At 58.7% G+C, this 25736-nt stretch carries 24 protein-coding genes; 20 read left to right on the forward strand and 4 right to left on the reverse strand.

Annotated elements, in window-relative coordinates:
- Genes EO133_RS00790 through EO133_RS00800 form a run of 3 tightly spaced genes read left to right on the forward strand, consistent with a single transcriptional unit; the run spans position 1 to position 2884 of the window.
- Entirely contained in the window at positions 1 to 783 is a 783-nt protein-coding gene (locus tag EO133_RS00790) for an ABC transporter ATP-binding protein (RefSeq protein ID WP_127070688.1), read from the forward strand.
- Complete coding sequence (locus tag EO133_RS00795) at positions 773 to 2263, forward strand: MlaD family protein (RefSeq protein ID WP_127070689.1); 1491 nt, start codon at positions 773 to 775, stop codon at positions 2261 to 2263. The genes EO133_RS00790 and EO133_RS00795 overlap by 11 nt, the downstream gene beginning before the upstream one ends.
- 18 nt (positions 2264 to 2281) lie before the next feature.
- Positions 2282 to 2884, forward strand: a complete 603-nt coding sequence (locus EO133_RS00800; protein WP_127070690.1) for an ABC-type transport auxiliary lipoprotein family protein — start codon at positions 2282 to 2284, stop codon at positions 2882 to 2884.
- A 3-nt stretch (positions 2885 to 2887) separates the two neighbouring features.
- Here the strand turns inward: EO133_RS00800 and EO133_RS00805 are convergent, their stop codons facing one another.
- Positions 2888 to 3469 (reverse strand): NUDIX domain-containing protein, encoded by a 582-nt coding sequence (locus EO133_RS00805; protein ID WP_127070691.1) that lies wholly within the window; start codon positions 3467 to 3469, stop codon positions 2888 to 2890.
- A 286-nt stretch (positions 3470 to 3755) separates the two neighbouring features.
- Between EO133_RS00805 and sdhC the strand changes: the two genes are divergently transcribed.
- The 16 genes from sdhC (at position 3756) to lpdA (ending at position 19933) form a co-directional block, all read left to right on the forward strand.
- On the forward strand, positions 3756 to 4139 hold the full coding sequence (gene sdhC, locus EO133_RS00810) for a succinate dehydrogenase, cytochrome b556 subunit (RefSeq protein ID WP_127070692.1): 384 nt from the start codon (positions 3756 to 3758) through the stop codon (positions 4137 to 4139).
- Positions 4140 to 4159: 20 nt separating this feature from the next.
- The gene (sdhD, locus tag EO133_RS00815; RefSeq protein WP_127070693.1) at positions 4160 to 4504 is read left to right on the forward strand and encodes a succinate dehydrogenase, hydrophobic membrane anchor protein; all 345 of its coding nucleotides are present in this window, start codon (positions 4160 to 4162) and stop codon (positions 4502 to 4504) included.
- 8 nt (positions 4505 to 4512) lie between these two features.
- Positions 4513 to 6315 (forward strand): succinate dehydrogenase flavoprotein subunit, encoded by a 1803-nt coding sequence (gene sdhA / locus EO133_RS00820; RefSeq protein ID WP_127070694.1) that lies wholly within the window; start codon positions 4513 to 4515, stop codon positions 6313 to 6315.
- 11 nt (positions 6316 to 6326) lie between these two features.
- Positions 6327 to 6773 (forward strand): DUF3052 family protein, encoded by a 447-nt coding sequence (locus tag EO133_RS00825; protein WP_127070695.1) that lies wholly within the window; start codon positions 6327 to 6329, stop codon positions 6771 to 6773.
- Between the two features lie 12 nt (positions 6774 to 6785).
- On the forward strand, positions 6786 to 7571 hold the full coding sequence (locus EO133_RS00830) for a succinate dehydrogenase iron-sulfur subunit (RefSeq protein WP_127070696.1): 786 nt from the start codon (positions 6786 to 6788) through the stop codon (positions 7569 to 7571).
- Between the two features lie 76 nt (positions 7572 to 7647).
- Positions 7648 to 7875, forward strand: a complete 228-nt coding sequence (locus EO133_RS00835; protein ID WP_127070697.1) for a hypothetical protein — start codon at positions 7648 to 7650, stop codon at positions 7873 to 7875.
- A gap of 148 nt (positions 7876 to 8023) precedes the next feature.
- Positions 8024 to 8662 carry an AprI/Inh family metalloprotease inhibitor gene (locus tag EO133_RS00840; RefSeq protein WP_127070698.1) on the forward strand — a complete coding sequence of 213 codons (639 nt, stop codon included), beginning with the start codon at positions 8024 to 8026 and terminating at the stop codon, positions 8660 to 8662.
- 2 nt (positions 8663 to 8664) lie between these two features.
- Positions 8665 to 9810: a cell division protein ZapE gene (zapE, locus tag EO133_RS00845; protein ID WP_244640552.1), complete on the forward strand. Its 1146-nt coding sequence runs from the start codon at positions 8665 to 8667 to the stop codon at positions 9808 to 9810.
- A 194-nt stretch (positions 9811 to 10004) separates the two neighbouring features.
- Entirely contained in the window at positions 10005 to 10967 is a 963-nt protein-coding gene (mdh, locus tag EO133_RS00850; protein ID WP_127070699.1) for a malate dehydrogenase, read from the forward strand.
- Positions 10968 to 11101: 134 nt separating this feature from the next.
- A complete protein-coding gene (gene sucC, locus EO133_RS00855) occupies positions 11102 to 12295 on the forward strand; it encodes an ADP-forming succinate--CoA ligase subunit beta (RefSeq protein WP_127070700.1) in 1194 nt (397 codons plus the stop codon).
- Positions 12296 to 12302: 7 nt separating this feature from the next.
- Positions 12303 to 12497: a hypothetical protein gene (locus tag EO133_RS00860; protein WP_127070701.1), complete on the forward strand. Its 195-nt coding sequence runs from the start codon at positions 12303 to 12305 to the stop codon at positions 12495 to 12497.
- Positions 12497 to 13402, forward strand: coding sequence for a succinate--CoA ligase subunit alpha (sucD, locus tag EO133_RS00865; RefSeq protein WP_127070702.1), 906 nt, complete (start codon positions 12497 to 12499; stop codon positions 13400 to 13402). Before EO133_RS00860 ends, sucD begins: the two co-directional genes overlap by 1 nt.
- A gap of 293 nt (positions 13403 to 13695) precedes the next feature.
- Positions 13696 to 16686, forward strand: coding sequence for a 2-oxoglutarate dehydrogenase E1 component (locus EO133_RS00870; protein ID WP_127070703.1), 2991 nt, complete (start codon positions 13696 to 13698; stop codon positions 16684 to 16686).
- Positions 16687 to 16750: 64 nt separating this feature from the next.
- Complete coding sequence (gene odhB / locus EO133_RS00875) at positions 16751 to 17983, forward strand: 2-oxoglutarate dehydrogenase complex dihydrolipoyllysine-residue succinyltransferase (protein WP_127070704.1); 1233 nt, start codon at positions 16751 to 16753, stop codon at positions 17981 to 17983.
- 86 nt (positions 17984 to 18069) lie between these two features.
- Complete coding sequence (locus EO133_RS00880) at positions 18070 to 18462, forward strand: MAPEG family protein (RefSeq protein WP_127070705.1); 393 nt, start codon at positions 18070 to 18072, stop codon at positions 18460 to 18462.
- A gap of 64 nt (positions 18463 to 18526) precedes the next feature.
- The gene (gene lpdA, locus EO133_RS00885) at positions 18527 to 19933 is read left to right on the forward strand and encodes a dihydrolipoyl dehydrogenase (protein ID WP_127070706.1); all 1407 of its coding nucleotides are present in this window, start codon (positions 18527 to 18529) and stop codon (positions 19931 to 19933) included.
- 229 nt (positions 19934 to 20162) lie between these two features.
- Here the strand turns inward: lpdA and EO133_RS20375 are convergent, their stop codons facing one another.
- From EO133_RS20375 to EO133_RS00900, 3 genes are read right to left on the reverse strand one after another with little or no spacing between them, the layout of a single operon-like run.
- On the reverse strand, positions 20163 to 21233 hold the full coding sequence (locus EO133_RS20375) for a hypothetical protein (protein ID WP_206513445.1): 1071 nt from the start codon (positions 21231 to 21233) through the stop codon (positions 20163 to 20165).
- Between the two features lie 37 nt (positions 21234 to 21270).
- Positions 21271 to 22239, reverse strand: coding sequence for a DMT family transporter (locus tag EO133_RS00895; RefSeq protein ID WP_127070707.1), 969 nt, complete (start codon positions 22237 to 22239; stop codon positions 21271 to 21273).
- A gap of 43 nt (positions 22240 to 22282) precedes the next feature.
- Positions 22283 to 23218, reverse strand: coding sequence for a tyrosine recombinase XerC (locus tag EO133_RS00900; RefSeq protein WP_127070708.1), 936 nt, complete (start codon positions 23216 to 23218; stop codon positions 22283 to 22285).
- Between the two features lie 155 nt (positions 23219 to 23373).
- Between EO133_RS00900 and EO133_RS00905 the strand changes: the two genes are divergently transcribed.
- Entirely contained in the window at positions 23374 to 25542 is a 2169-nt protein-coding gene (locus EO133_RS00905) for a primosomal protein N' (RefSeq protein WP_127070709.1), read from the forward strand.
- Positions 25543 to 25736: the final 194 nt, after the last annotated feature.

Here is a 25736-nt window from a genome sequence, read left to right on the forward strand (position 1 = left end):
ATGGCAAGCGATGCAAAGCCCATCCTCTCGATCAAGGACCTTGTCGTTGCCTTTGGCTCCAACAGGGTGATCGACGGGTTTTCGCTCGATGTGCAGCAGGGCGAGGTGATCGGGATCATCGGGCCTTCAGGGTCGGGCAAATCCGTCACCTTGCGCGCCATGATCGGCCTTTTGCCGATTTCGGGGGGAAGCGTTGACGTTTTCGGGCGCGACTATACAAGCCTTGCGCCGCGCGAACGGGTCGAAACCGAGCGTCAATGGGGTGTTCTGTTTCAGCAGGGAGCGCTGTTTTCGGCGCTGACCGTACGCGAGAATGTGGAATTTCCCATGCGCGAGCATTTAGGCATTTCGGCCAAACTGCGCCGGGAAATTGCCCGGTTCAAGATCGATCTTGTCGGGTTGCCGCCCCAGGCTGCCGAGCTTTATCCATCCGAGCTTTCAGGCGGGATGATCAAGCGCGCGGCACTCGCCCGCGCGCTTGCGCTCGATCCGCGCATCGTTTTTCTCGACGAGCCCACCGCCGGCCTCGACCCCATCGGCGCGGCCAATTTCGATCAACTTTTGCTCAGCCTTAAAGACACGCTCGGGCTGACCGTCTATATGGTTACTCACGATCTGGACTCGCTGGTTACGGTCTGTGATCGTATTGCTGCGCTGGGCAAAGGTAAATTGCTCAAGGTCGGTACGATGAAAGAAATGCTGGCGGCGGACGACCCCTGGCTGGTTGAATATTTCCACGGACCCCGCGCCCGTCACCTGGAGGCAAGCGCCAATGGAATATAAGGCAAATCACGCTCTTGTTGGCGTTTTGGCGACCCTGCTGATCGCAGGTTTTGCGGGCTTTATCTATTGGTTCAACGCGGCCGATACCCGCATGGAGCGCGTGCCCTATGAGGTTGTTTTCACCGGTTCGGTCAGCGGGCTGGGTGCGGGAACAAACGTGCTTTTCAACGGTATCAGGGTGGGCAATGTAACCCATGTAGGGATCGATCCGCGCGATCCCAGTCGGGTGATCGCCCGCATTTCGGTCAATGCCACGGCACCGGTTATGAACGATACGCGCGCCATCCTGGAAGTGCAGGGGCTGACGGGCATGGCCAATATCCAGCTTTTGGGCGGTACGCTCGAAGCGGGGCGGCTCGAGGCACCTGGTCCCGATCAGGTCGCAACGCTTCAGGGTGAGCCCTCGGACTTTCAGATGATCATGGAAAGCGCGCGCGATATCGTTGCCAGCGCCGAATCGACATTTTCGCGCATAGACGGGTTCTTTTCGGCCAATGAGGAGCGCTTGGGCTCCACAATTGCCAATATCGAAAATATTTCGGCGTCTCTGGCGTCCTTTGCGCAAGGGGCCGACGAGGATTCCGACCTGCAGGCAATCATGGCCGGGGCGCGAGCAACCATCGAAAGCGCGAGCGCGAGCTTTGCGCAGATCGAGGCCTTTTTCATGGACAACCAGCAGAGCCTGGGCAATACCGTCGCGAATGCGGAAGTCTTTACCGCGGCATTGGCACAAAATGCCGATGGGCTGGAGAGCTTTCTGGCGTCGATGACCGATGCCAGCAACCAGATCGGCCCATTGGCCGACGAATTGCGGTTCCTAACCACTGATGTCCGAGCGCTTGTTGAGGCGGTGCCGCCTGAAGAAGTGCGCAGCACCGTTGCCGATATCGGGGAGTTTGCCAATGCGCTGGCGCGCAATACCGGCAATATTGACGAGTTCTTTGACGATGCGCGCACGCTGGCTGAAAATCTGTCCGGGGTTTCGGGTGGGCTGCAGGCAACGCTGGACCTTATCGATACGGCAACCGCCAATATCGATCCCGAAGTCATTGGCCGGGCCATGGACAATATCGACCGCTTCTCATTGGCTCTTGGCGACAATGCGACCACGGTCGATACTATTCTGACCAATGCGCGCGATATCACCGAAACGCTGACCGGCACCGCCGATCGGGTCGATGCCATTGTGGCTCAACTCAATTCCATGGTGGAAAGCGAGGACGGATCCGATTTCTTCGGAGAACTGGCGCAGGCGGCGACGGCGGTGAGGATGCTTGCCGAGCGGCTCGACGTCCGGACTGCCGAAATTACGGCTGGCTTAACCGGCTTTACCAATCGCGGACTTGGCGAATACACTCAGTTCGCCGCAGAGGCGCGTGGAACCTTAAGGCGTCTGGATCGTATATTGACTAACTTCGAGCGGAATCCGCAGATTCTGGTCTTTGGCGGTCAGAACGTTCGCGACTTCCAGTCCCGGTAAGAGTAGGTTGGGTATACTATGAGTCGCAATCTGAGCCGTCGCACTGTTCTGGGATTTTCCGCCGCCGGGCTGGCAGCATCGCTGGCAGGGTGCCTTGGCGCGCCGACCCCGCTTGTCACCTACGACCTTATTGCGTCGGCGCAGGCTGCGTCCACGTCCCGCAGGCTCAACCGTGCGGTGCTCGTTGTTGAGCCCGATGCGATCGAGACCTATGACACCAACCGCATCGTTGTGCGCGAGCCCGGTTCCATCCTGAGCTATCTGCCCGATGCGCAATGGTCCGACCGTTTGCCGCGCCTCATCCAGACGCGCATGGTGCAATCGTTCCAGGATGCAGGGGTGACAAATATCGGGCGTCCCTCCGATCAGATCGACGCCAATCTGGCGCTTGCCGCCGACATTCGGGCCTTTGAGGTCAATGCGGGCCAGGAGCGGCTTGCTACTGTAACGCTGGCCGTGCGGCTCGTCGATGACTGGAACCGGCGTATTCTAGCCGCCCAATCGTTTTCGGCCAGCGTGCCACTTGGCAATCTTAATGCGCCAACGGTCGTAGCGGGACTCAATCAGGCGCTCGACACAGTCATCGCGCAAATCGTTGCCTGGACCGCATCACGGGCCTGAGTGTCAGACGAAACGCGGTCGATTGAGTGCCGCAAACTGGATCAGGGCGACGGTTTTCGCATCCATGATCCTGCCATCGGTTGTCATGGCCAGCGCTTCATCGAAATCGAGTTCGACGACTTCGATGTCCTCGCCTTCATGGTCGAGCCCGCCGCCATTGCCTTTCCGGTCCTGGGGGCCATAGGTGCCGACAAAGCAATGAACCTTTTCAGTTACAGAACCGGGGCTGGCATAAAGATCGAAGGCATGAAGCAGCGTTTGGGGCGCGATGCCGGTTTCTTCCATGGCTTCCTTTTTCGCACATACCTCGGGTGAATCGCCGTCCAGCAATCCCGCGCAGGTTTCGAGCAGAAATCCGTCATCGCCATTGAGATGGGGGGGCAGGCGGAACTGGCGCACAAGCGTGATCTTTCCAGCGTCCGGGTTAACCAGAAGAACTGCTGCTGCCGAGCCGTGGTCATAGACCTCGCGGACAAGGATTTGGGACGGGCCATTGCGCGTGCGATACTCAAATTCATGAGCGGACAGGCTGCCCCAGTTTTCAGCGAGGATTTTTTTTGAGATCGGGTGGATGGAATCGGACATTATGACTCTGGTTTACGTGAAAGGTAAAGTAATCTGACATTTCGATGAAACTATCGACACTTAAGGGAGGATGTCCAGTGCGGATTGGAAACATGAATGAAAAAGTCAATTTTTTAAATGACTTATCGGAGGCTGTTTTCAGACCAAAGACTTACTCCCCGCCCTTTGACGAATGGGGAAAGCAGGGATAGAAGTTGGCGCCAATGAGGCTGGCGCGGTGTCTTTGCGCCATTTTAAGAGTTCTTGCAGATGATTGTTCATCTTGTGAGGCCACATTGAGGCAGCAATGACCCAAAAGTTCCGACCAACCTCTCCGCATTTGCAGATATGGCGGCCAACGCTGACCATGACGATGTCTATCCTGCATCGCATTCTGGGCGTGGCGCTTTATGTGGGTACGCTTTTGTTCGTGCTCTGGCTGGGTGCTGCCGCTCTCGGGCAGGGGCAGGTTGCGGCAGTCAACGGATTTTTCAGCCATCCACTGATCCAGATCGTGCTGTTCGGCTATACCTGGGCGTTGTTTCACCACATGGCGGGCGGGATCAAGCATTTCATCTGGGATTTTGGCCATGGGCTCGATCCGGTAGGGCGCGAAGCGATCACGCTGGCAACGCTTATATTTTCGGTTGTGGCGACGCTTGTTGTCTGGGCCGTGTTCGTCTGGTTTTGAGCGGGAAGGGTTTTTAAACAATGAGCAAGACCCACAAGGGCACGGGCCATTTCATCAAGCAGCGGGTTACCGGGCTTTTGAATATTCCGCTGATCGGGTTTCTGATCTGGCTGATCGTGTCGCTGGCCGGCGCCAACCGGGCGGAAATGGCTGCTACCTTCTCCAATCCTATCGTTGCGATCCTCACCCTGGCCCTTCTGGCCTCGGCGCTTTTTCACATGCGCATCGGGATGGGTGAAATCATTGAAGATTATGTGCATGAGCCGCGGCTTCACAGCCTGTCGATGACACTCAACACCGGCTTTGTCGTGATTGTGGGTGTGATCGGCGCGATTGCGGTGCTCGTATTGGCCTTCGGAGGTTAAATAGTTTCATGGCATCGAATGCTTATACGATCATCGATCACGCTTATGACGTCGTGGTTGTAGGCGCGGGTGGCGCCGGGTTGCGCGCCACGCTGGGCATGGCCGAGCAGGGCTTTAAGACCGCTTGCGTGACCAAGGTTTTCCCCACCCGTTCGCATACGGTCGCAGCGCAAGGCGGGATTGCGGCCTCGCTCTCCAATATGGGACCCGATAGCTGGCAGTGGCATATGTATGACACCGTCAAGGGCTCGGACTGGCTGGGCGATAATGACGCGATGGAATATCTCGCGCGCGAAGCCCCGCAGGCGGTTTACGAACTCGAGCATTACGGTGTGCCCTTTTCGCGCACTGAAGAGGGCAAGATCTATCAGCGTCCGTTCGGCGGCCATATGCAAAATTACGGCGAAGGTCCCCCGGTGCAGCGCACATGCGCGGCGGCCGACCGCACGGGCCATGCCATTCTGCATACGCTTTACGGGCAGAGCCTGCGCAACAATGCAGAGTTTTTTGTCGAGTATTTCGCGCTCGATCTCTTGATGAGCGAGGATGGTGCGTGCCAGGGCATCATCGCATGGAAGCTCGATGACGGCACCATTCACCGATTCCGCGCCAAGATGGTGGTGTTGGCGACGGGGGGTTACGGTCGCGCCTATTTTTCGGCCACCAGCGCTCATACCTGCACCGGCGATGGCAATGCCATGGTGGCGCGGGCAGGTCTGCCTTTGCAGGACATGGAATTTGTCCAGTTTCACCCGACCGGCATCTACGGCTCAGGCTGCCTTATTACCGAAGGCGCGCGCGGGGAAGGCGGCTATCTGGTCAATTCCGAAGGCGAGCGCTTCATGGAGCGCTATGCGCCCAATGCCAAGGACCTTGCCTCCCGCGATGTCGTCTCGCGCTGCATGACCATGGAAATCCGCGAAGGCCGCGGGGTCGGGTCCAAGAAGGATCATATCTTCCTCCATCTCGACCACCTCGATCCGGCCGTTTTGCATGAGCGCCTGCCGGGCATTTCCGAAAGCGCCAAGATTTTTGCCGGGGTCGATCTCACCCGTGATCCGATCCCGGTTCTGCCGACGGTGCATTACAATATGGGCGGCATTCCCACGACCTATTGGGGTGAAGCGATCGATACGCGCCGGGGCGGTCCCGATGCGACGGTGCCTGGTCTTATGGCGGTGGGCGAAGCGGCTTGTGCCTCTGTCCACGGGGCTAACCGGCTTGGGTCGAACTCGCTGATCGATCTTGTGGTCTTTGGCCGCGCAGCGGCCATTCGCGCCGGCGAAATCATCGACCGCGAGAGCCCGATCCCGGAAGCCAACACGGCATCCGAAGACAAGATCATGGCCCGGTTCGACCGGCTGCGGCACGCAGATGGCGGCACGCCAACCGCCAAGGTGCGCGATCACATGCAGCGGGCCATGCAGGAAGACGCGGCGGTGTTCCGCACCCAGGAAACGCTGGAAGCGGGCTGCAAGCGCGTTTCGGCGATCTGGGAGGAAATGGCCGACGTCAAGGTTTTCGACCGGTCGCTGATCTGGAACTCCGATCTTGTCGAAACGCTCGAGCTTGAAAACCTGATGGCCAACGCGATCACCACGGTCTATTCGGCCGAGGCCCGCAAGGAAAGCCGGGGCGCTCATGCGCGTGAGGATTTCACCGAGCGTGACGATGCCAACTGGCGCAAGCATACGCTGTCCTGGGTCGATGATGCAGGCAAGGTGACGCTCGACTACCGGCCCGTCCATGTCGATCCCTTGAGCGACGGGATCGATCTTGCAAAGATCGCGCCCAAGGCGCGCGTTTACTAGGAGTGGAAGGTATGGAGCCGGCCACGACAGGATATTCGGGCACTCCGCTGCCCAAGAAGCTGGGCCTCGCCGATGGCCAGCGGGTCCTGTTCGTGGGCTTGCCTGAGGACCTTGAGGGTCTGGCGTCGTGCCGCCAATTTTTGGCTGCGGATCGGCGGGATGGGCTTTCCGGGTTCGTCGCGGTTTCCCACCGATACGATCTGATCCACGCCTTTACCCTTTCACACGCCCAACTGGCCGGCGCAATGGTTGCGCTCGAAGCCTCCATCGTTCCGGATGGCACGATCTGGATTTCCTGGCCGAAAAAGGCCTCCAAAATCAAAACCGATGTGACCGAAGACGTCGTGAGGGACGAAGCCCTCAAGTGCGATCTCGTGGACGTAAAGGTCTGCGCTGTCGATGCCGTCTGGTCTGGCCTCAAACTCGTTATCCGCAAAGATAGGCGGAATCTGCATTAGGGAGCAGCCCATATGGTCGAACTTCTGCTGGACAAGAAATCCCAGCCTAAAAAGGGCAAGGTCTGGCCAAAACCCGAAGGGGCAACGCGGCTGCGCGAGTACCGGGTCTATCGCTATGATCCCGATACCGAAGCCAATCCGCGCATCGATACCTATTTCATCGATCTCGACGATTGCGGGCCGATGATTCTCGATGGGCTTTTGTGGATCAAGAACAATATCGATCCCACGCTGACGCTGCGCCGCTCTTGCCGCGAAGGAATTTGCGGGTCTTGTGCGATGAATATTGATGGGGCCAATACGCTTGCCTGCACCAAGGGCATGGATGAGGTGTCGTCCGGTCCGGTCAAGGTCTATCCCTTGCCGCATATGCCGGTGGTCAAGGATCTGGTGCCCGATCTTTCGGCCTTTTACGAGCAGCACAAGTCGGTGCAGCCCTGGTTGCAGACCAAATCGCCGACCCCGGACACCGAATGGCTGCAAAGCCGCGAGGATAGGGCAAAGCTCGACGGGCTTTATGAATGTATCCTTTGCGCGTGCTGCTCGACATCATGCCCGTCCTATTGGTGGAATGGCGACAAATATCTCGGTCCGGCCGTATTGTTGCAGGCCTATCGCTGGCTGATCGACAGCCGCGATGAGGCGACCAGCGAGCGGCTCGACGATCTTGAAGATCCCTTCAAGCTTTATCGCTGCCACACCATCATGAACTGCGCCAAGGTCTGTCCCAAGGGGCTCAACCCGGCCAAGGCGATTGCCGAGATCAAGAAGATGATGGTCGAACGCAAGGTGGCCTGATCGGGCAAAATGGTATAGATTTCAAAGGGTCCGCTTTGCGGACCCTTTTGTGTGTTCACGTTTGGAGGCCAGTGCCATGACCGATTACGAGACCATCGCGCGCGTAAAGCGGGAAACGGTAGCGCGGGTCCTTATCGCGGCGCTGCGGGCGCACGGCTTTTCCCCGCGCGATATTTCCGAGGGCGGTCTGCCGGGCGTGGGCACAGCCTTTGCCGGTGGCGGCATTCCCATCGATGTACCCGAGCGCGAAGCGCGCGATGCCAAACCGCTAGCAGAGGCTTTGCTGGCCGATATGCGCGATTGAATTGGCATGCGCTATCCATAGAACCGCCACATTGGCTGCTTTCAAAAAAGAGTTAACGCCGCACCAGGGGCTGCACTTGCGCCTTTGGCGTTATGATTGCATAACGGGCTTGCGCTGGAGCAGGGTTAACGCTGTGTGGAGTATAGCCATGAAAATCTTGACGCGAGGAAATGTGTCGCTGGCTGTTGTCGTTTCAGCGGGTCTGGTGCTGGCCGGGTGTTCGCCGACCGGCATGGGACGCGGTGCGCCACAGCCTCAAACGAACATGCCCGCGCCCATCACACCGGTGCAGACTGGAACCGTTCAAGCGACCGACCTGCCGCCTATCGGCGGGCAGGCCAGCGCCTCGCCTTCGGTCTCAACCGGTTCAGCTCTTTACGATCCGTCCAGCCAGCCCGGACAGGCGACGGGTATGGTGAGCGGCGGACAGACCAATGTGGTTCCCGCAATCAGCGATGTTGCCGGTACGGGTGGTACAATTGGCGGCCGCAATCTTGCGGGCGGGCTGACCATGGAAAATATGATCGGGGGTTGGACGATTACCGCCGGCGCCGAACAGTGCAGGCTTAATCTCACCTATACCGCCAAGGGTGCGACCGGTCGCTATCGCGCGTCGACCCCGGCCTGTAGCCAGCCCACGCTTGCCGAGGTCACGTCTTGGCAATTGCTGGGCAGCCAGGTTCAACTCTATAACGAAGCCGACGAACTCGTCGGCACGCTTCTGCGTTCGGGCGACCGGTTCGTCGGCACGCTTGCTGGTGGCCAATCCATTTCGATGGCGGGCTGATATTGTCTCTCGATACCGGTCAGACCCCGGTGCTTGACCGGTATGCCGATATGATTATTTCTGGGCAGGTGCGGCCTGACCCGGCGCAAAAGCAGGCAGCGCAAAAGCTGCAGGATGTGGCCGATGGCCTCGCCGCCCTCGAGCGGCAATCGGGCTCGATTGTCGCCTCGCTCTTCAAGCGCAAGCGTGAAGCGCCAAGGGGCCTTTACATCTGGGGCGATGTCGGGCGCGGCAAGACCATGCTCATGGACCTTTTTTACGCCTCGGTTCCGGTTGCGGCGAAGAGGCGAGTGCATTTTCACGAATTCATGAATGAAGTGCATGAGGCAATTGCGCGCTTTCGGGCGTACAATCCGGGCACCAAAGGCGCACGCGATCCCATACCAGCGGTCGCGCGGCCAATCACCCGCTCGGTGCGGCTTTTGTGTTTCGACGAGTTTTTCGTCTCCGATATTACCGATGCCATGCTGCTAAAGCGCCTGTTCGAGATCTTGTTCAAGGATGGCATCGTTATTGTCGCCACCTCCAACATTCCACCCGAACGGCTTTATTGGAACGGGCTCAACCGCCAGCTTTTTCTGCCCTTTATCGATCTGCTCAATGCACATGCGGACGTCTTCAACCTGGACGCCGAAACCGACTACAGACGTGAAAAGCTCGACGCTCAGGATGTCTATCATTTCGGCGTCGGTGCCGATGTGGACGTGCGGATCGATACGCTTTTCGCCAGGCTGACCGGTGGGGTCGAACCCGATCCCGAGACGGTAGAAAGCCTGGGGCGGGAAATATTGATACCGGCGCAAGCCATGGGCGTTGCGCGCTTCGACTTTGCCGATCTTTGCGAAAAGCCCTTGGGCGCCCGCGATTATCTCAGGATCGCCAATCGGTATCACACCATCGTTCTCGATCACGTGCCGGTTTTTTCAAAGCTCAAGTCGGATGCTGCAAAGCGGTTCATCCTGCTTATCGATACGCTTTATGATCGCGGTGTGAAGTTTGCGGCCAGCTTTGAAGCACCACTCGACAAAATCGCCAATGACGACAAGACCCGGTTCGAGTTCGCGCGCTGCCTTTCCCGGCTCGAGGAAATGCGCTCGGCCCAGTACATCGCCCAGCCCTTGCGCCAACCGAGCGCTGTGTCTGCCTAATGCGAGCTAGAATGTTACTTTCCCCAGTAGGGAAAGTGTCAACAATCCAGACCTAAATTCCTTGCTCCCTGTCCCGGTTTGGTACAAGGCACCGATTTTGCGCCGTTAGACGAAGGGTTCACTTGCGTCAAAGGGGTACAAGGTCTATGGAGGGCACAGGAGACCTTCTACTTTACCTATAGGGAAATTAGCTCATGGCGCGGAAGAAAATCGCTCTGATCGGGGCCGGTCAGATCGGGGGAACACTGGCGCATCTGGTCGCGCTCAAGGAGTTGGGCGATGTTGTGTTGTTCGACATCGTTGATGGCGTCCCGCAGGGCAAGGCGCTCGACCTTGCACAATCGGGGCCGGTCGAAGGCTATAATTCCACGCTCAAGGGCACGTCCGAATATGCCGATATCGCAGGCGCGGACGTTGTGATCGTTACCGCAGGTGTGCCGCGCAAGCCGGGCATGAGCCGCGACGATCTTCTGGAAATCAATCTCAAGGTCATGGAACAGGTCGGGGCTGGTATTTCCAAATACGCGCCCGATGCGTTCGTCATCTGCATCACCAACCCGCTCGATGCCATGGTCTGGGCGCTTCAGAAATTTTCCGGCCTGCCCAAGAACAAGGTCGTGGGCATGGCGGGTGTTCTCGACTCTGCGCGTTTCCGTCACTTCATCGCCGATGAGCTCAATGTCTCGGTCGAAGACGTCACCGCGTTCGTCATGGGCGGGCATGGCGATACGATGGTGCCGCTGGCGCGTTATTCCACCGTTGCCGGTATTCCTTTGCCCGACATGGTCAAGATGGGTTGGATGAGCAAGGAAAAGCTCGACCAGATCATTCAGCGTACCCGCGATGGCGGTGCCGAGATCGTGGGCCTGCTCAAAACCGGTTCGGCGTTTTATGCGCCTGCCGCTTCGGCAATCGAAATGGCTGAAAGCTATCTCAAGGACAAAAAGCGCATCCTGCCCTGTGCCGCCTATCTCTCCGGCGAATTTGGGGTCAAGGACATGTATGTGGGCGTGCCCATCGTGATCGGTGAGGGCGGCGCTGAAAAAATTGTCGAAATCGAGCTTAACGGCGCTGAAAAGAAGGATTTCGAAACCTCTGTCGCTTCGGTCGAAGGGCTGATGGACGCCTGCAAGAAAATCGCGCCCAAGCTGGCCTGATCCAACTGGCCCGGTCCGGAAAAGGGGCCGGGCCTTTTCAAGTTCGGCCATGCTCATGGTGCTGGCCAAAAAGAAAATGGGGCGCCGATTCCGGTCTGCGCCAGATACAGTCAAGAGAACGCGAAGGGTTCAAGATGAACATTCACGAATATCAGGCCAAGCAGTTGCTTAAGGGCTATGGCGCGCCGGTTGCCGAAGGCGTCGCAATCTTTTCGGCGGACGAAGCCGAAGCCGCCGCAAAATCGCTGCCCGGCCCGCTCTATGTGGTCAAGTCCCAGATCCATGCCGGCGGGCGTGGCAAGGGCAAGTTCACCGAACTCGGTCCCGATGCAAAGGGCGGTGTGCGGCTTGCGTTCTCGGTCGAGGAAGCTGTTGCCCACGCAAAGGAAATGCTGGGCAATACGCTTGTCACTGCCCAGACCGGTGAAGCGGGCAAGCAGGTCAACCGCCTCTATATCGAAGATGGCGCCGATATCGAGCGCGAGCTTTATCTCTCGCTGCTTGTGGACCGCTCGACAGGCAAGGTTGCGTTCGTTGCGTCCACCGAAGGGGGCATGGACATTGAGGCTGTTGCCGAACACACCCCTGAAAAGATCCTGACACTGCCGATCGATCCAGCAACCGGTGTTACCGATGCGGATGCCGACAAGCTGGCAAGCTCGCTTGAACTTGCAGGCAAGAGTGCCGATCAGGCCAAGGGCGTCTTCAAGCTCCTTTACAAAGCCTTTGTCGAAAAGGACATGAGCCTTCTGGAAATCAACCCCTTCATCGTCATGAAGAATGGCGACGTGCGGGTACTCGATGCCAAGGTTTCGTTTGACGGCAACGCACTGTTCCGCCACCCCGATGTGGTCGAGCTGCGCGATCTGACCGAAGAGGACGAAAAGGAAATCGAAGCCTCCAAGTGGGATCTGGCCTATGTGGCGCTCGATGGCAATATCGGCTGCATGGTCAATGGTGCCGGGCTTGCCATGGCAACCATGGACATCATTAAGCTCTATGGCGCCGAGCCTGCCAACTTCCTCGATGTGGGCGGTGGCGCGTCCAAGGAAAAGGTCACTGCAGCGTTCAAGATCATCACCGCCGACCCGGCCGTCAAAGGCATTCTGGTCAATATCTTTGGTGGCATCATGCGCTGTGACGTGATTGCGGAAGGCGTTATCGCCGCGGTCAAGGATGTGGGGCTCAACGTGCCGCTGGTCGTGCGTCTTGAAGGCACGCGCGTTGCCGAGGGCAAAAAGATCATCGACGAGAGCGGGCTGAACGTGATTTCGGCCGACGATCTTGATGACGCTGCCCAGAAGATCGTCGCCGCGGTTAACGGCTAAAGCAGTGTTGGACGCCCTGATTGCATGGCTGCCGCTCGTCGTCATCTTCCTGGTGTTTATCACGCTGGGGTCCCATCAGATGCGGAGCTACAAGCAGCATGTCGATCAGGTAACCGACATCAACAACGAACTCGTGGCGATCAATCGTGAAATGATTTCCGAGCTGCGCGAGATCAAAGAAATTCTGAAGGACCGGAAATAATGTCCATTCTCGTCAATAAAGACACCAAAGTCCTCGTCCAGGGCCTGACCGGCAAGACCGGTACATTCCATACCGAACAGGCGCTGGCCTACTATGGCACCAAGATGGTCGGCGGTATTCATCCCAAAAAGGGCGGGGAAACCTGGTCCTCGGGTGTCGATGGCACCGAGCTTCCCGTTTTCGCTTCGGTGGCCGAAGGCAAGGAAAAAACCGGCGCCAACGCCTCGGTGGTCTATGTACCGCCCGCAGGGGCCGCTGCTGCCATTCTCGAAGCGATCGAAGCGGAAATCGAGCTTATCGTGTGCATCACCGAAGGCGTTCCGGTGATGGACATGGTTGAGGTCAAGGCAAAGCTCGAAAAATCCAAGTCACGTCTGATCGGCCCGAACTGCCCCGGCGTTCTGACCCCGGAAGAATGCAAGATCGGCATCATGCCGGGCAATATCTTTTCCAAGGGCTCGGTGGGGATCGTTTCGCGCTCGGGCACATTGACCTATGAAGCCGTGTTCCAGACCACCAATGAAAAGCTGGGCCAAACAACGGCTGTCGGTATCGGCGGCGATCCGGTCAAGGGCACCGAGTTTATCGACGTTTTGGAAATGTTCCTTGCGGACGAAGCCACCAAGTCGATCATCATGATTGGTGAAATTGGCGGCTCGGCGGAAGAAGAAGCCGCCCAGTTCCTGATCGATGAAGCCAAGAAGGGCCGCAAGAAGCCCATGGCCGGCTTTATTGCAGGTCTTACCGCTCCCAAGGGCCGTACAATGGGCCATGCGGGCGCAGTGATTTCCGGCGGTAAGGGCGGCGCGGAAGACAAGATTGCGGCCATGGAAGCGGCTGGGATCAAGGTCTCGAAATCACCGGCGCGGATCGGTGCGACCCTTGTTGAAGTTTTGAAGGGCTAACTGAGGGTGTCCCGGTTCGTTTAAAGCCAATTGATCGGGACGTTTCCTACGGTTTTTCTTGTAACCCATGCCGCTGTGATGCCACCTTTGTGGGATTACAACGTGCCCAGCAAAAGTGGAAACGGTTTTGCGGTGCGGGCGCGCGACAAAACAAAATCTGGAGCAGGTCCGCGTATCGCAAAAAGCGGATCTGCTCTGATAGCGGCAAGCGCTTTATTAAGATTATCGAGCGCAATCTGACAGGCCGATGGCCAAGTGAAAGGGCGGGGGTAGCACCCCCATTTGAGAGCAAAATGGCACGACAGGACCAGAACGAAGCGTTCCTCCTCACTTCATTCCTTTATGGCGGCAATGCCGGCTATATCGAGGACCTCTACGCGCGCTACAAGACCGATCCCAAAGCGGTCGATCCCAGTTGGGCCGAGTTCTTCGCCAATCTTTCCGATGCCTCCGATGAGGTCAAAAAGGGTGCTTCAGGCCCAAGCTGGCGTCGTGACGACTGGCCGCGCACAGCCAATGGCGATCTTGTCGCTGCACTTGACGGAAATTGGGGTGATATAGCGGTCAAGGCGCAAAAGGCTGTTACCGAAAAGGCCAAGGCCGACGACAAGCCGGTTTCCTCCGCAACGATCCTGCAGGCCACCCGCGATTCCATCCATGCCATCATGATGATCCGCGCTTATCGGATGCGCGGGCATCTGCATGCAAATCTCGATCCTTTAGGCCTTGAAGTGCGCGAGGATGCTCCCGAGCTCGATCCCGCTGCATATGGCTTTACCGAGGCCGATTATGGCCGCGAGATTTTCATCGATCATTATCTCGGGCTCGAATTTGCAACCATTCCGCAGATGCTTGAAATCCTCAAGCGTACCTATTGCGGTACGATGGGCGTGGAGTTCATGCACATTTCCGATCCCGAGGCCAAGGCATGGCTGCAGGAGAGGATCGAGGGGCCGGACAAGGAAATCACCTTCACCAAGGCAGGCAAGCGCGCCATCCTTGCAAAGCTTGCCGAGGCCGAAGGGTTCGAAAAGTTCCTCGACGTCAAATATACCGGCACAAAGCGCTTCGGTCTCGATGGTGGTGAATCACTGATTCCGGCCCTCGAGCAGATCATCAAGCGCGGTGGCGCCTTGGGGGTCAAGGACATCGTTTTGGGCATGGCCCATCGTGGCCGTCTCAATGTTCTGACCCAGGTGATGGGCAAGCCGCACCGCGCGTTGTTCCATGAGTTCAAGGGCGGGGCATTTTATCCCGACGACGTGGAAGGCTCGGGCGACGTCAAATATCACCTTGGTGCCTCCTCGGACCGCGAATTTGACGGCAACAAGGTGCATTTGTCGCTGACGGCCAATCCTTCGCATCTGGAAATCGTCAACCCGGTCGTTCTGGGCAAGGCGCGCGCCAAGCAGGATCAGCTTTCCGCACGTGACGGCCAGTTCATCTTCGATACCCGTGAAACCGATCGCACCTCGGTTCTGCCGCTGCTTTTGCATGGCGATGCGGCTTTTGCCGGTCAGGGCGTTGTCGCGGAATGTTTCGGGCTTTCGGGCCTGAAAGGCCACCGCACAGGCGGTTCGATCCATTTCGTTATCAATAACCAGATCGGGTTCACCACCAGCCCGCATTTCTCGCGATCTTCGCCCTATCCCACCGATGTGGCGAAAATGATCGAGGCGCCGGTGTTCCATGTGAATGGTGACGATCCGGAAGCTGTGGTCTTTGCAGCTAAAATCGCAACCGAGTACCGGCAGAAATTCGGTCGCCCGGTCGTTATCGACATGTTCTGCTATCGCCGGTTCGGCCACAACGAAGGCGATGAGCCCAGCTTCACCCAGCCGTTGATGTACAAGGCCATCCGCGCGCATCGATCGACCTATGAGATCTACAGCGAAAAGCTGATAAGCGAAGGCGTGGTGACCAAGGAAGAGGCCGGGCAGATCAAGGCCGATTTCCGCGCCCAGCTCGAAGCCGAGTTCGAAGCCGGGCAGGATTACCGCCCCAACAAGGCCGACTGGCTCGACGGCGCCTGGAAAAATATCAAGCTGGCCGATGCCGATGGTCCGCGTCGCGGTGTTACCGGGGTCGATGTTGAAAAGCTTCAGGCGCTTGGAGAAAAGCTTTGCGCGGTGCCCGAAGGCTTCAATGTGCATCGCACGGTGCAGCGCTTCCTTGACAATCGCAAGAGGATCATCGCCTCGGGCGAAGGTGTGGATTGGGCGACCGCCGAGGCTCTGGCCTTTGCAACGCTTGCCGATGAAGGGCACCCGGTTCGCCTTTCGGGACAGGATGTCGAGCGCGGCACCTTCTCCCAGCGCCATTCGGTGCTTTACGATCAGGAAAACGAACGCACCTATACCCCACTCAACCATCTCCATGAAGGACAGGGACGCTACGAGGTCATCAATTCGATGCTCTCGGAAGAAGCGGTGCTCGGGTTTGAATATGGCTACTCGCTGGCCGAGCCCAACGCGCTCACCATCTGGGAAGCCCAGTTCGGCGATTTCGTCAACGGCGCACAGGTTGTGATCGACCAGTTCATCTCTTCGGGCGAACGCAAGTGGCTGCGCATGAGCGGGCTGGTGATGCTGCTTCCCCATGGTTATGAAGGCCAAGGGCCCGAACACTCCTCGGCACGGCCTGAGCGCTTCCTGCAATTGTGTGCGGAAGACAATATGCAGGTGCTCAATTGCACGACGCCGGCGAACTATTTCCATGCGCTGCGCCGCCAGCTCAAGCGCGATTTCCGTAAGCCCCTCGTCATCATGACACCCAAGTCGCTGCTGCGGCACAAGCGGGCTGTATCGGGGCTCAATGAAATGGGGGCCGATACCTTCTTCCATCGCCTGCTCTGGGACGATGCGGAAGCACCAGGCGCGCCCAAGACAGAAATCAATCTGGTTGGCGACGACAAGATCAGGCGCGTGGTCATCTGCACAGGCAAGGTCTATTACGATCTGCTCGAAGATCGCGAAAAGCGCGGCATCAACGATGTTTACCTGATGCGGCTTGAACAGCTTTATCCGTTCCCGGCCAAGGCGCTGATCGACGAGTTGAGCCGGTTTTCCAATGCCGATATTGTCTGGTGTCAGGAAGAGCCCAAGAATATGGGCGCCTGGGCCTTTGTGCAGCCCTATATCGAATGGGTGCTCGAACAGATGGGCCGCCCCGGTGCGCGTCCGCGCTATGTTGGACGTCCCGCGTCTGCGTCCACGGCAACGGGTCTGATGCGCACCCATGTCGCGCAATTGCAGGCCTTCCTCGATGAGGCTTTTGAAAGCTGAGAATTTGCTCCCGACGCGTCAGGCGCGCCGGGCTTTTGAACACGATTGAAGGATAGTCAAAAAGATGTCCACCGAAGTTCGCGTGCCAACCCTTGGGGAAAGCGTTACCGAAGCCACCATCGGCCAGTGGTTCAAGAAAGTCGGCGATTCCGTCGCTGCCGACGAACCGATCGTTGAGCTTGAAACCGATAAGGTCACGATTGAAGTGCCGGCGCCTGTCGCCGGAACGCTGGAGGCCATTTCGGTCAATGAAGGCGATACGGTCGAAGTCGGTGCTCTGATCGCTGCCATCGCAGCGGGTGCCGGTGCTGCCAAGCCTGCAGAAGCCGCCAAGGAAGAACCTAAGGCCGAAGCGCCAAAGCAGGCCGAACCAGCCCGCGCCGACGCGCCTGCCGCCAAGACCGAAATGCCCGCTGCCCCTTCGGCCGCCAAGCTGATGACTGAAAAGGGCATCGATGCCGATAGCGTTGAAGGGTCGGGAAAGCGCGGCCAGGTCCTAAAGGAAGATGTCCTCAAGGCGTTGGACAAGACCGGCAGCGAAGCTCCCGCCGCCAAGGCGCCGGCGACCCCGCGTGCGCCTTCGAGCCAGGAGGATGGCAGTCGCGAAGAACGGGTCAAGATGACCCGGCTGCGCCAGACTATCGCCAAGCGCCTCAAGGACGCTCAGAATTCCGCCGCCATGCTCACCACTTTCAACGAGGTGGACATGAAGCCGGTCATGGACCTGCGCAACGCCTACAAGGATCTTTTTGAGAAAAAGCATGGCGTCAAGCTCGGCTTCATGGGCTTTTTCACCAAGGCTGTCGTCCATGCGCTCAAGGAAATCCCGGCGGTCAACGCCGAGATCGACGGCACCGACATCATCTATAAGAATTTCGCCCATATCGGGGTGGCCGTGGGTACCGACAAGGGGCTCGTGGTCCCTGTCGTACGCGATGCCGACCAGATGAGCATTGCGGAAATAGAAAAGGAAATCGGCAGGCTTGGCCGCGCCGCGCGTGACGGCCAGCTTTCCATGGCCGACATGCAGGGCGGCACCTTCACCATTTCCAATGGTGGCGTCTATGGCTCGCTGATGTCGACCCCGATCCTCAATGCACCGCAATCGGGCATTTTAGGCATGCACAAGATTCAAGAACGCCCGGTCGCCGTTAACGGGCAGATCGTTGTGCGTCCGATGATGTATCTGGCGCTCAGCTACGATCACCGCATCGTTGATGGCAAGGAAGCTGTAACCTTCCTTGTGCGCGTCAAGGAAAGCCTCGAAGATCCCCAGCGCCTTGTGCTCGATCTTTAAACGGAAATATCCAGATCGCTCCGGCGCGCTTGCGGGCGGGCCGGGGCCTTCAGGCTGATTTGTGCGGGGATTTTGGGCAGGGCATTATGACGATTGAGCTGACACTGCTTTTGTGGTCTGTCGCGCTGCTTTTGGTCCAGATCATTATCCAGGCCGTTCTTTCGACCCGCGATCTGGGACGTGAATACAACGCCAGCCCGCGTGACGAGAAACGCGAATTGGGCCTGCATGCCGGGCGCGCCGAACGGTGCTTGCGCAATTTCCTTGAGACCTGGCCTGCTTTCATAACGCTTGTGCTGGCGGGGGCAGTCACCGATATTTCCAACGGGCTGACCGTCTGGGGGGCATGGCTCTATTTGGGGTTCCGCATAGTCTATATTCCGCTTTATCTTTCCGGCGTCCCCTATATCCGCTCGGCTGCCTTTTTGGGCGCCTTTGTCGGGCTGGTCCTTATGCTTTTGGGGCTGTTGCTCGCATAAAAATCCACTATTTGATAGCGTCGCCCCAACCGGCGGCACAAATGACAAAAGGGATATTGTTTCCATGGCCGACACATTCGATCTCACCATTATCGGGACTGGACCGGGGGGGTATGTCTGCGCCGTGCGCGCGGCCCAGCTCGGCATGAAAGTGGCGGTTGTCGAGAAATGGCCCAGTTTTGGCGGCACCTGCCTCAATATCGGCTGTATCCCGTCCAAGGCACTGTTGCATGCCTCGGAAATGTTTGAGGAAGCGGCCCATAGTCTGCCCCAACTCGGGGTCGAGGTTGGCGCACCCAAGCTTAATCTCACCGCCATGATGGCCCATAAGGACGATACCGTTGCCTCCAATACCGGCGGGATCGAATATCTGTTCAAAAAGAACAAGATCACGGCCTTCCGCGGCACGGGTTCGGTTGCCGGGCAGGGCAAGGTCGTTGTGACCGCAGAAGATGGCTCGACCACCGAGATCGAAACCAAACATATCGTCATTGCGACCGGTTCGGTTTCGGCCAACCTGCCGGGCATCGAGATCGATGAGGAACGGATTGTCACCTCAACCGGTGCGCTCAAGCTCGATAAGGTACCCGAAAATCTTCTGGTGATCGGGGCTGGTGTCATCGGTCTGGAACTGGGCTCGGTCTGGGCGCGTCTTGGGGCCAAGGTCACGGTTGTCGAGTATCTCGATCGCATCCTGCCGGGTATGGATGGGGAAGTCGCCAAACAGTTCCAGCGCATGCTGGCCAAGCAGGGCTTTGAGTTCAAGCTCTCGACCAAGGTTACGGGGATCGAAAAGACCGAAAGCGGTCTTGTTGCCCATGTTGAACCGGCCGATGGTGGCGAAGCCTGGAGCATCCAGACCGATATTGCGCTCGTGGCCATTGGCCGTCTGCCCTATACGCAAGGGCTAGGGCTCGAAGAAGCCGGGGTCGAGATCGACAAGCGCGGCCGGATCGTTACCGACGGTCACTACAAGACCAATATCGATGGCATTTATGCTATTGGCGATGTGATTGCAGGGCCGATGCTGGCCCATAAGGCTGAAGATGAAGGTATTGCGATTGCCGAAATCCTTGCCGGGCAGGCCGGGCACGTCAATTACGGGGTTATTCCCGGCGTTGTTTATACCAACCCCGAGGTTGCTTCTGTCGGGCAGACCGAAGAAGAGGTCAAGGCCGCAGGGATCGACTACAAGACATCCAAATTCCCCTTCACCGCCAATGGCCGCGCCAAGGCCATGCTGGCGAGCCAGGGCTTTGTCAAGATCATTGCCGACAAGGCCACCGACCGGGTTCTGGGCTGCCATATCGTTGGCAAGGGCGCGGGCGAAATGATCCACGAAGTTGCCGTTCTGATGGAATTTGGCGGCTCGGCGGAAGATCTGGCCCGCACCTGCCACGCGCATCCGACCATGAGCGAGGCCATTCGCGAAGCGGCTCTGGCGGCTGGAGACGGCGCGATCCACATCTGATGCCTCACGGGGGCGCACCGCATTTGCCATGACGCGCTAAAGCCGCGCTATGGCAAATGCTGCCCCTCCGCGGGGGGCGAGAACGTTCGCCGAGGTCCTCGGCATTGCCTCGTCCGTTCGTTCCCGTCCTGTCAGTACGATGGATATTTCTCTTGATGCCTCACGGGGCGCACCGCAAAAAAGGCCGCGTTATGGACGCGGCCTTTTCATTTGTAGCACGTGGATCTGCCTACGGCGCGTATGTTACCGTTCCCGCATCATAGGCCGCGCGGCAATCGGTGGCATCGGCAAGGATGTTGGACTCATAGAGCTCGAGCGCGGCTCCGCGGCCCTGGAAGCGTGGATCGTCGCAAATCCCGTCAAAGGCGCTGGCGCTTGAATCGTCACCGAAATTGATACGGAAGTCGCCGCCATTGCCCGAAACCGCTTCATCGGCAAGGGTGATGGTACCTGCCAGATACGCTGCCGAGCAATCGCTGGCATCGGCCCCGATATGGCTTTCGAGCGAAGCGCCCATACCTGGTCCGGTAAAGCGGGCGTCGTCGCACTCACCGTCATTTGACCAGTTGCCCGAATCGTCACCGAACTCGATGCCGTCGATGATGAGCGGTTCGGTGATGGCCTCTGGACGGTCCTGGTCCCCCAGATAGGTTGCGTCTCCAGCCTCGAAGGCCGCGCGGCAGTCCGTGGCGTCGGCATAAAGGTGGCTTTGCAGCCCACCGCCGAAACGCGGGTCATCGCATTCCCCGTCATTGGCCCAATTGCCTGAATCGTCGCCGAAGTCGATCTCGCTGGCATCTGGCTGTTCGACCGGCTCAGCGGGCTCCGCGTCGCCTTCACCAAGATAGGTTACGTCTCCAGCCTCAAAGGCTGTCCGGCAATCGGTGGCATCGGCGAACCTGTGGCTTTCGAGCGCGCCACCGAAACGGGGGTCGTCGCATTCGCCATCATTGGCCCATGTTCCCGAATCGTCTCCAAAGTCAATTTCGGATATGTCGGTGGCCGAACCGTTATCGGCGACAGCCGGGGCAGCAGCACCGTCTTCGCCGAGATAGGTGACGGTGCCCGCTTCATATGCGGTCCGGCAGTCGGTCGCGTCGCGGCCAAGATCGGTCTGCAAAAGGATCGATGCGGTGCCTTCGCCGGCAAAGCGCGGGTCGTCACATTCCCCGTCATTGGCCCAGACGCTGGTATCATCGCCGAAATCGATGTCTGAGACATCCTGCGCAAAGGCTGCCGGAGCCATCATCAGCGTCAGGGCCAGCACGGAGCTGCCCAGCACGTAACGGGTTCTTCTCATTGGTGTCGTCCCTTATTCACCGGATGGTGGTTCCGTTTTACGTCCGATTGCGTGTCAGGCGAGTGAACAGCAAAATTCCGCAAATTACCAGTGCCGTACCAAGCGCATGAAAAAGCGTAAAGGGCTCGCCCAGAATGAAAACGGCGAGGACGATGGTGATGAGCGGGGAAATATTACCAAAGATCGCGGTACGCTCAGGGCCGATGTGTCCTATCGCCGCGGCAATGGCGTAGGCGGGCAGAACCGTTGCGACCATAGCGATCCCGACCATAAGCGAAAAGGTATAGGGCGAAAGCGCCAGCGCCGACAGAGGGTGGGTCAACAGAAAATGGATCACAACGATCACTCCGGCGGCCGCCATGGCTATGGAGGTGAAAAGCCGCGCGCCGAGCGTATCGATCAGCGGCTTGGCAAAAAGCTGGTAGAGCGCATAGGCAATGGCCGCTCCCAGAACCAACAGCGTACCGACAACGATGTTTTCGCCTTCAACCACCATATCGCGCGCAAAGATCAGCCCGATCCCCAGATAGGCGATCAGCGCAGCGCCCATCACCGCTGGCGTCATGGGGCGTTTGAAAAGGATTGCCGCAAAAACCAGCACGAAAAACGGATAGGTCAGAAGGATCAGCCGGTTGAGCTGTGCCGAGATATAGCTCAAGCCCTCGAAATCGAGAAAACTGGCCAGATAATAGCCAAGTACGCCCACAAGGCAGGCCAGCATTACGGCGCGCGGGGGGATGGGCTTGCCCGCCTGCGGTCCCTTGCCCTGCCAGCGCTCGCGCAGGCCCAGCCAGCCCACTGTGGCAAAGACCGGCACGGCAATCAGCATGCGCCATGTCAGCACCGTCACCGAATCGAGGCCTTCGGCCAGCGCCAGTTTGACGAAAATGCCCTTGGTGGCAAAAAGCCCGGCACCGATGGCGGCAAGGGCAAGGCCAAGGGTGGCGGATTTGTCGATGGGGGCCTGTTTGACGACCGGGGCGGAAGGATCGGTGGGATCAGCCATAAGGGGCCATTTTCATAAAAGCGGTTCGTCCGGCACGATTGGGTCAGGATTGATTGCGCGGATGAGCCTTGTGGTAGGACGAGAGCAAGTGGGAGGTATCGATATGGGTATAGATCTGTGTTGTCGAGAGCGAAGCATGGCCCAGAAGTTCCTGGATGGAGCGCAAATCCCCGCCCTTGCCCAGAAGATGGGTGGCAAAGGAATGGCGCAGGGCGTGGGGTGTTGCCGAAGGGGGCAGCCCGAGCGCCGATCGTAATTGCTCGACCCGGTACTGGATCAGGCGGGGCGACAATACTCCTCCCCGTACGCCGCGAAACATCGGCTCATTGGCATCGAGTGCAAAAGGGCATTGGGCCAGGTAGTCCTCGACCGCGCGGCGCACCGGCGCAATCAGCGGCACGAGCCGGGTTTTGCCGCCCTTGCCTTTTACCCGCAGGCTCTGACTATCGAGATCGGTGCGGGTCAGGCCCAGCGCTTCTGAAATGCGCAGGCCCGAGCCATAGCATAGGGCAATAACCGCGGTATCGCGTGCAGCGATCCAGGGTGTGTCTTCAAGGTCTTTCGTGCTTTCCAGTGTGGCTTTGGCTTCGGGCACGGTCAGCGCCTTGGGCAGCGTTTTGGGCAATTTTGGGCTGCGTACCACCGAAAGCGCTTCCAGCGCCATGATGTTGTTGCGTTCAAGATATGTGAAAAAAGATTTTATCCCCGATAGCCCTCGCGCCAGCGTTCGCGATCCTGCGCCCTTCGCGCGCCGCGCGGCCATGAAGGCGCGTAGATCGGCATTGGTCAGCGCCTTGAGTTTGTCGAGCGAGACCTCGCCGCCCAGGTGATTGGCGAGAAAGATGAAAAAGAAATCGAGATCGCGGCCATAGGCTTCCAGCGTCTTTGGCGAAAGCCGCCGGATCGCGGAAAGCTCGCGGTGCCAATCTGCGATATGGCCGCGTACGCGCTCGGTTGTGAGAAAGCCGGTTTCGGTCATGGGGCCATGCTAGGGCCAAGAAGTTGATAAAGCGGCAATAACACACCTAGTGCCCTATGGCTCAAGGGCAGGTAACATCCAGAAACTTGATGGCGACGTCTAGCCGAATCGCATTTGAGGCCTATCTTGGGCCATTGCCAACGATTACATGCGTTATGACTTTTCTCGGCCCTGTGGTTTCAGTTCTGGTTTCGGTGGCTGTCGATGGGCCCTATTCCTATCGCGTGCCCGACGGCATGGCCGTCACCCGCGGGTCGATCGTGCTGGTGCCGCTCGGTCCGCGCCCGACGCTCGGCGTGGTTCTGGGTTTGCCCAAGGACAATTTCGCCCATAACAGGCTGAAAGACATCGCGCGGGTTTTCGATGTGCCCCCGCTTTCCGAGGAATTGCTCAAAACCGTCGATTGGGTGGCACGCTATACGCTGGCCCAGCCCGGCATGGTGCTGCGCGGCGTTCTGCGCAGTCACGAGGCGCTTGAGCCGCCCCGGCCCATCACGGCCTATAAGCGCACCGGCTTTGAGCCTGAACGTATGACCGATGCGCGGGCACGCGTGCTGGCACTGTTTGAAGATGAGATGGCCTGGGCCAAGCCTGCCCTTGTCGGCGCATCGGGCGTTTCTCCTTCGGTTATCGATGGTCTGGTCAAGACCGGCGCGCTCGAAGCGGTGGCACTAGCTGCCCCACCACCGGTCTTGCCGCCAGAGCCCGATTTTGCGCCCGCAGAACTTTCAGGTGACCAGCAAAAGGCCATCGAAGCGATCCGGGCGCAGGACGAGGGTGGCTTTTCGGTCGCGCTGCTTGATGGCATTACCGGGTCGGGCAAGACCGAGGTTTTTTTTGAAAGCGTTGCAGATTGCCTGCGGGCCGGTAAACAGGCGGCGATCATTTTGCCGGAAATCGCGCTGACGCATACCTTTCTCGACCGGTTTGAAAAGCGCTTCGGGCAAAGGGCCGCCGAGTGGCATTCGGACATGACCCCGGTGCAGCGGGCAAAAGTCTGGCGCGGGGTTTTAAGTGGCGAAATCCGCGCCGTGATCGGTGCGCGCTCGGCATTGTTTCTGCCCTTTCGCGAGCTTGGGCTATTCGTTCTCGATGAAGAACATGACGGGGCGTTCAAACAGGCAGACCGGGTCAATTATCACGGGCGGGACATGGCGGTGGTCAGGGCGTCCTTGGCCGGCGCGCGGGTTATTCTGTCTTCGGCCACTCCTTCGGTTGAAAGCCGCAATAACGCCAATTCCGGACGCTATGCGCATGTCAGGCTCGAGAGCCGGTTTGCCGATGCGATCCTGCCCGATGTTACCGCCATCGACATGCGCGCCGAGGGACCGGAAAAGGGGCAGTGGATCGCGCCGAAACTGGCCCGTGCGGTGTTTGACGCGCTCGACCGGGGCGAGCAGGCGCTGCTGTTTCTCAATCGGCGCGGATACGCGCCGCTGACGCTGTGCCGGGCTTGCGGGCATCAATATCAATGCCCCGATTGCTCCACATGGCTTGTCGAGCATCGGTTTCGCGGTGTTTTGATGTGCCATCATTGCGGGCATGAAGAACGCGCGCCCGAGGTTTGCGGGTCGTGCGGGGCCACCGATTCTCTTGTGGCGGTGGGGCCGGGGATCGAACGCATCGCCGAAGAGGTGGCTGACCGGTTTCCCGGCGCCCGGCCGGTGGTGCTGTCGTCCGATATGGGGTCGATGAGCCAAATCCGCGACCGGTTTTCCGAGATTGCGCGCGGGGAATACAACCTGATCATCGGTACCCAGCTTGTTGCCAAGGGCCACCATTTTGAAAAGCTCTCGCTTGTGGGGGTAATCGATGCCGATCTCGGGCTGGCTCATGGCGATCCACGCGCGGCCGAAAAGACCTTCCAGATATTGACCCAGGTTACGGGCCGGGCCGGGCGGGCCAGCCGGGTCGGCAAGGCATTTTTGCAGACCTATCACCCCGAACATGCCGTCATGCAGGCCATGATAAAGGGGGATCGGGAAGGTTTTTACGCCCATGAGCTTGAGGTGCGTCAGCAGGGCGGGTTACCGCCCTTTGGCCGGCTGGCCGCGCTGATTGTTTCGGGTGCCGATCACGGGGAAACCTTTACGCTGGCCAAGGCGCTGATGGCCGCGGCGCCGCTGGCCGAAGGGATCAGGCGTTTCGGGCCGGTCGATGCACCCGTTGCCATGGTGCGCGGCCGGCACCGGGTGCGCATTCTCGTGCAAAGTCCCAAGGAATTCGACCTGTCGGGCTATGTGCGCTTCTGGTTGCAGAATGGGCCCGTGGTCCGGGGCAATCTGCGGGTGCAGGTCGATATCGATCCGATGAGTTTTTACTGAATCAGGAGGCGTGGAGACAGGCTCGGGCCTCATGCGACATTTATGTTGCCCCAATTTGGCCGCGATGCGCTTGCGTGGCCCTTATCGGCATGGTAAGGCCAGCCCGGAAAGTTGGGGAGGTCCATTGCCTGGACGTCTTCTCCAGTTCAGTGACCATAAATTTTGTCCCGCCCGCGTATTGGTTGAACCGATGC

The sequence above is a fragment of the Pelagibacterium lentulum genome (assembly GCF_003992625.1).
Classification (GTDB): Bacteria; Pseudomonadota; Alphaproteobacteria; order Rhizobiales; family Devosiaceae; genus Pelagibacterium; species Pelagibacterium lentulum.

Bases quoted from the DNA above. Each gene is read 5' to 3' on its own strand.
- EO133_RS00790 (WP_127070688.1), top strand. From the start codon at position 1: ATGGCAAGCGATGCAAAGCCCATCCTCTCGATCAAGGACCTTGTCGTT.
- EO133_RS00795 (WP_127070689.1), top strand. From the start codon at position 773: ATGGAATATAAGGCAAATCACGCTCTTGTTGGCGTTTTGGCGACCCTG.
- EO133_RS00800 (WP_127070690.1), top strand. From the start codon at position 2,282: ATGAGTCGCAATCTGAGCCGTCGCACTGTTCTGGGATTTTCCGCCGCC.
- EO133_RS00805 (WP_127070691.1), bottom strand. From the start codon at position 3,469: ATGTCCGATTCCATCCACCCGATCTCAAAAAAAATCCTCGCTGAAAAC.
- sdhC (WP_127070692.1), top strand. From the start codon at position 3,756: ATGACCCAAAAGTTCCGACCAACCTCTCCGCATTTGCAGATATGGCGG.
- sdhD (WP_127070693.1), top strand. From the start codon at position 4,160: ATGAGCAAGACCCACAAGGGCACGGGCCATTTCATCAAGCAGCGGGTT.
- sdhA (WP_127070694.1), top strand. From the start codon at position 4,513: ATGGCATCGAATGCTTATACGATCATCGATCACGCTTATGACGTCGTG.
- EO133_RS00825 (WP_127070695.1), top strand. From the start codon at position 6,327: ATGGAGCCGGCCACGACAGGATATTCGGGCACTCCGCTGCCCAAGAAG.
- EO133_RS00830 (WP_127070696.1), top strand. From the start codon at position 6,786: ATGGTCGAACTTCTGCTGGACAAGAAATCCCAGCCTAAAAAGGGCAAG.
- EO133_RS00835 (WP_127070697.1), top strand. From the start codon at position 7,648: ATGACCGATTACGAGACCATCGCGCGCGTAAAGCGGGAAACGGTAGCG.
- EO133_RS00840 (WP_127070698.1), top strand. From the start codon at position 8,024: ATGAAAATCTTGACGCGAGGAAATGTGTCGCTGGCTGTTGTCGTTTCA.
- mdh (WP_127070699.1), top strand. From the start codon at position 10,005: ATGGCGCGGAAGAAAATCGCTCTGATCGGGGCCGGTCAGATCGGGGGA.
- sucC (WP_127070700.1), top strand. From the start codon at position 11,102: ATGAACATTCACGAATATCAGGCCAAGCAGTTGCTTAAGGGCTATGGC.
- sucD (WP_127070702.1), top strand. From the start codon at position 12,497: ATGTCCATTCTCGTCAATAAAGACACCAAAGTCCTCGTCCAGGGCCTG.
- EO133_RS00870 (WP_127070703.1), top strand. From the start codon at position 13,696: ATGGCACGACAGGACCAGAACGAAGCGTTCCTCCTCACTTCATTCCTT.
- odhB (WP_127070704.1), top strand. From the start codon at position 16,751: ATGTCCACCGAAGTTCGCGTGCCAACCCTTGGGGAAAGCGTTACCGAA.
- EO133_RS00880 (WP_127070705.1), top strand. From the start codon at position 18,070: ATGACGATTGAGCTGACACTGCTTTTGTGGTCTGTCGCGCTGCTTTTG.
- lpdA (WP_127070706.1), top strand. From the start codon at position 18,527: ATGGCCGACACATTCGATCTCACCATTATCGGGACTGGACCGGGGGGG.
- EO133_RS20375 (WP_206513445.1), bottom strand. From the start codon at position 21,233: ATGAGAAGAACCCGTTACGTGCTGGGCAGCTCCGTGCTGGCCCTGACG.
- EO133_RS00895 (WP_127070707.1), bottom strand. From the start codon at position 22,239: ATGGCTGATCCCACCGATCCTTCCGCCCCGGTCGTCAAACAGGCCCCC.
- EO133_RS00900 (WP_127070708.1), bottom strand. From the start codon at position 23,218: ATGACCGAAACCGGCTTTCTCACAACCGAGCGCGTACGCGGCCATATC.
- EO133_RS00905 (WP_127070709.1), top strand. From the start codon at position 23,374: ATGACTTTTCTCGGCCCTGTGGTTTCAGTTCTGGTTTCGGTGGCTGTC.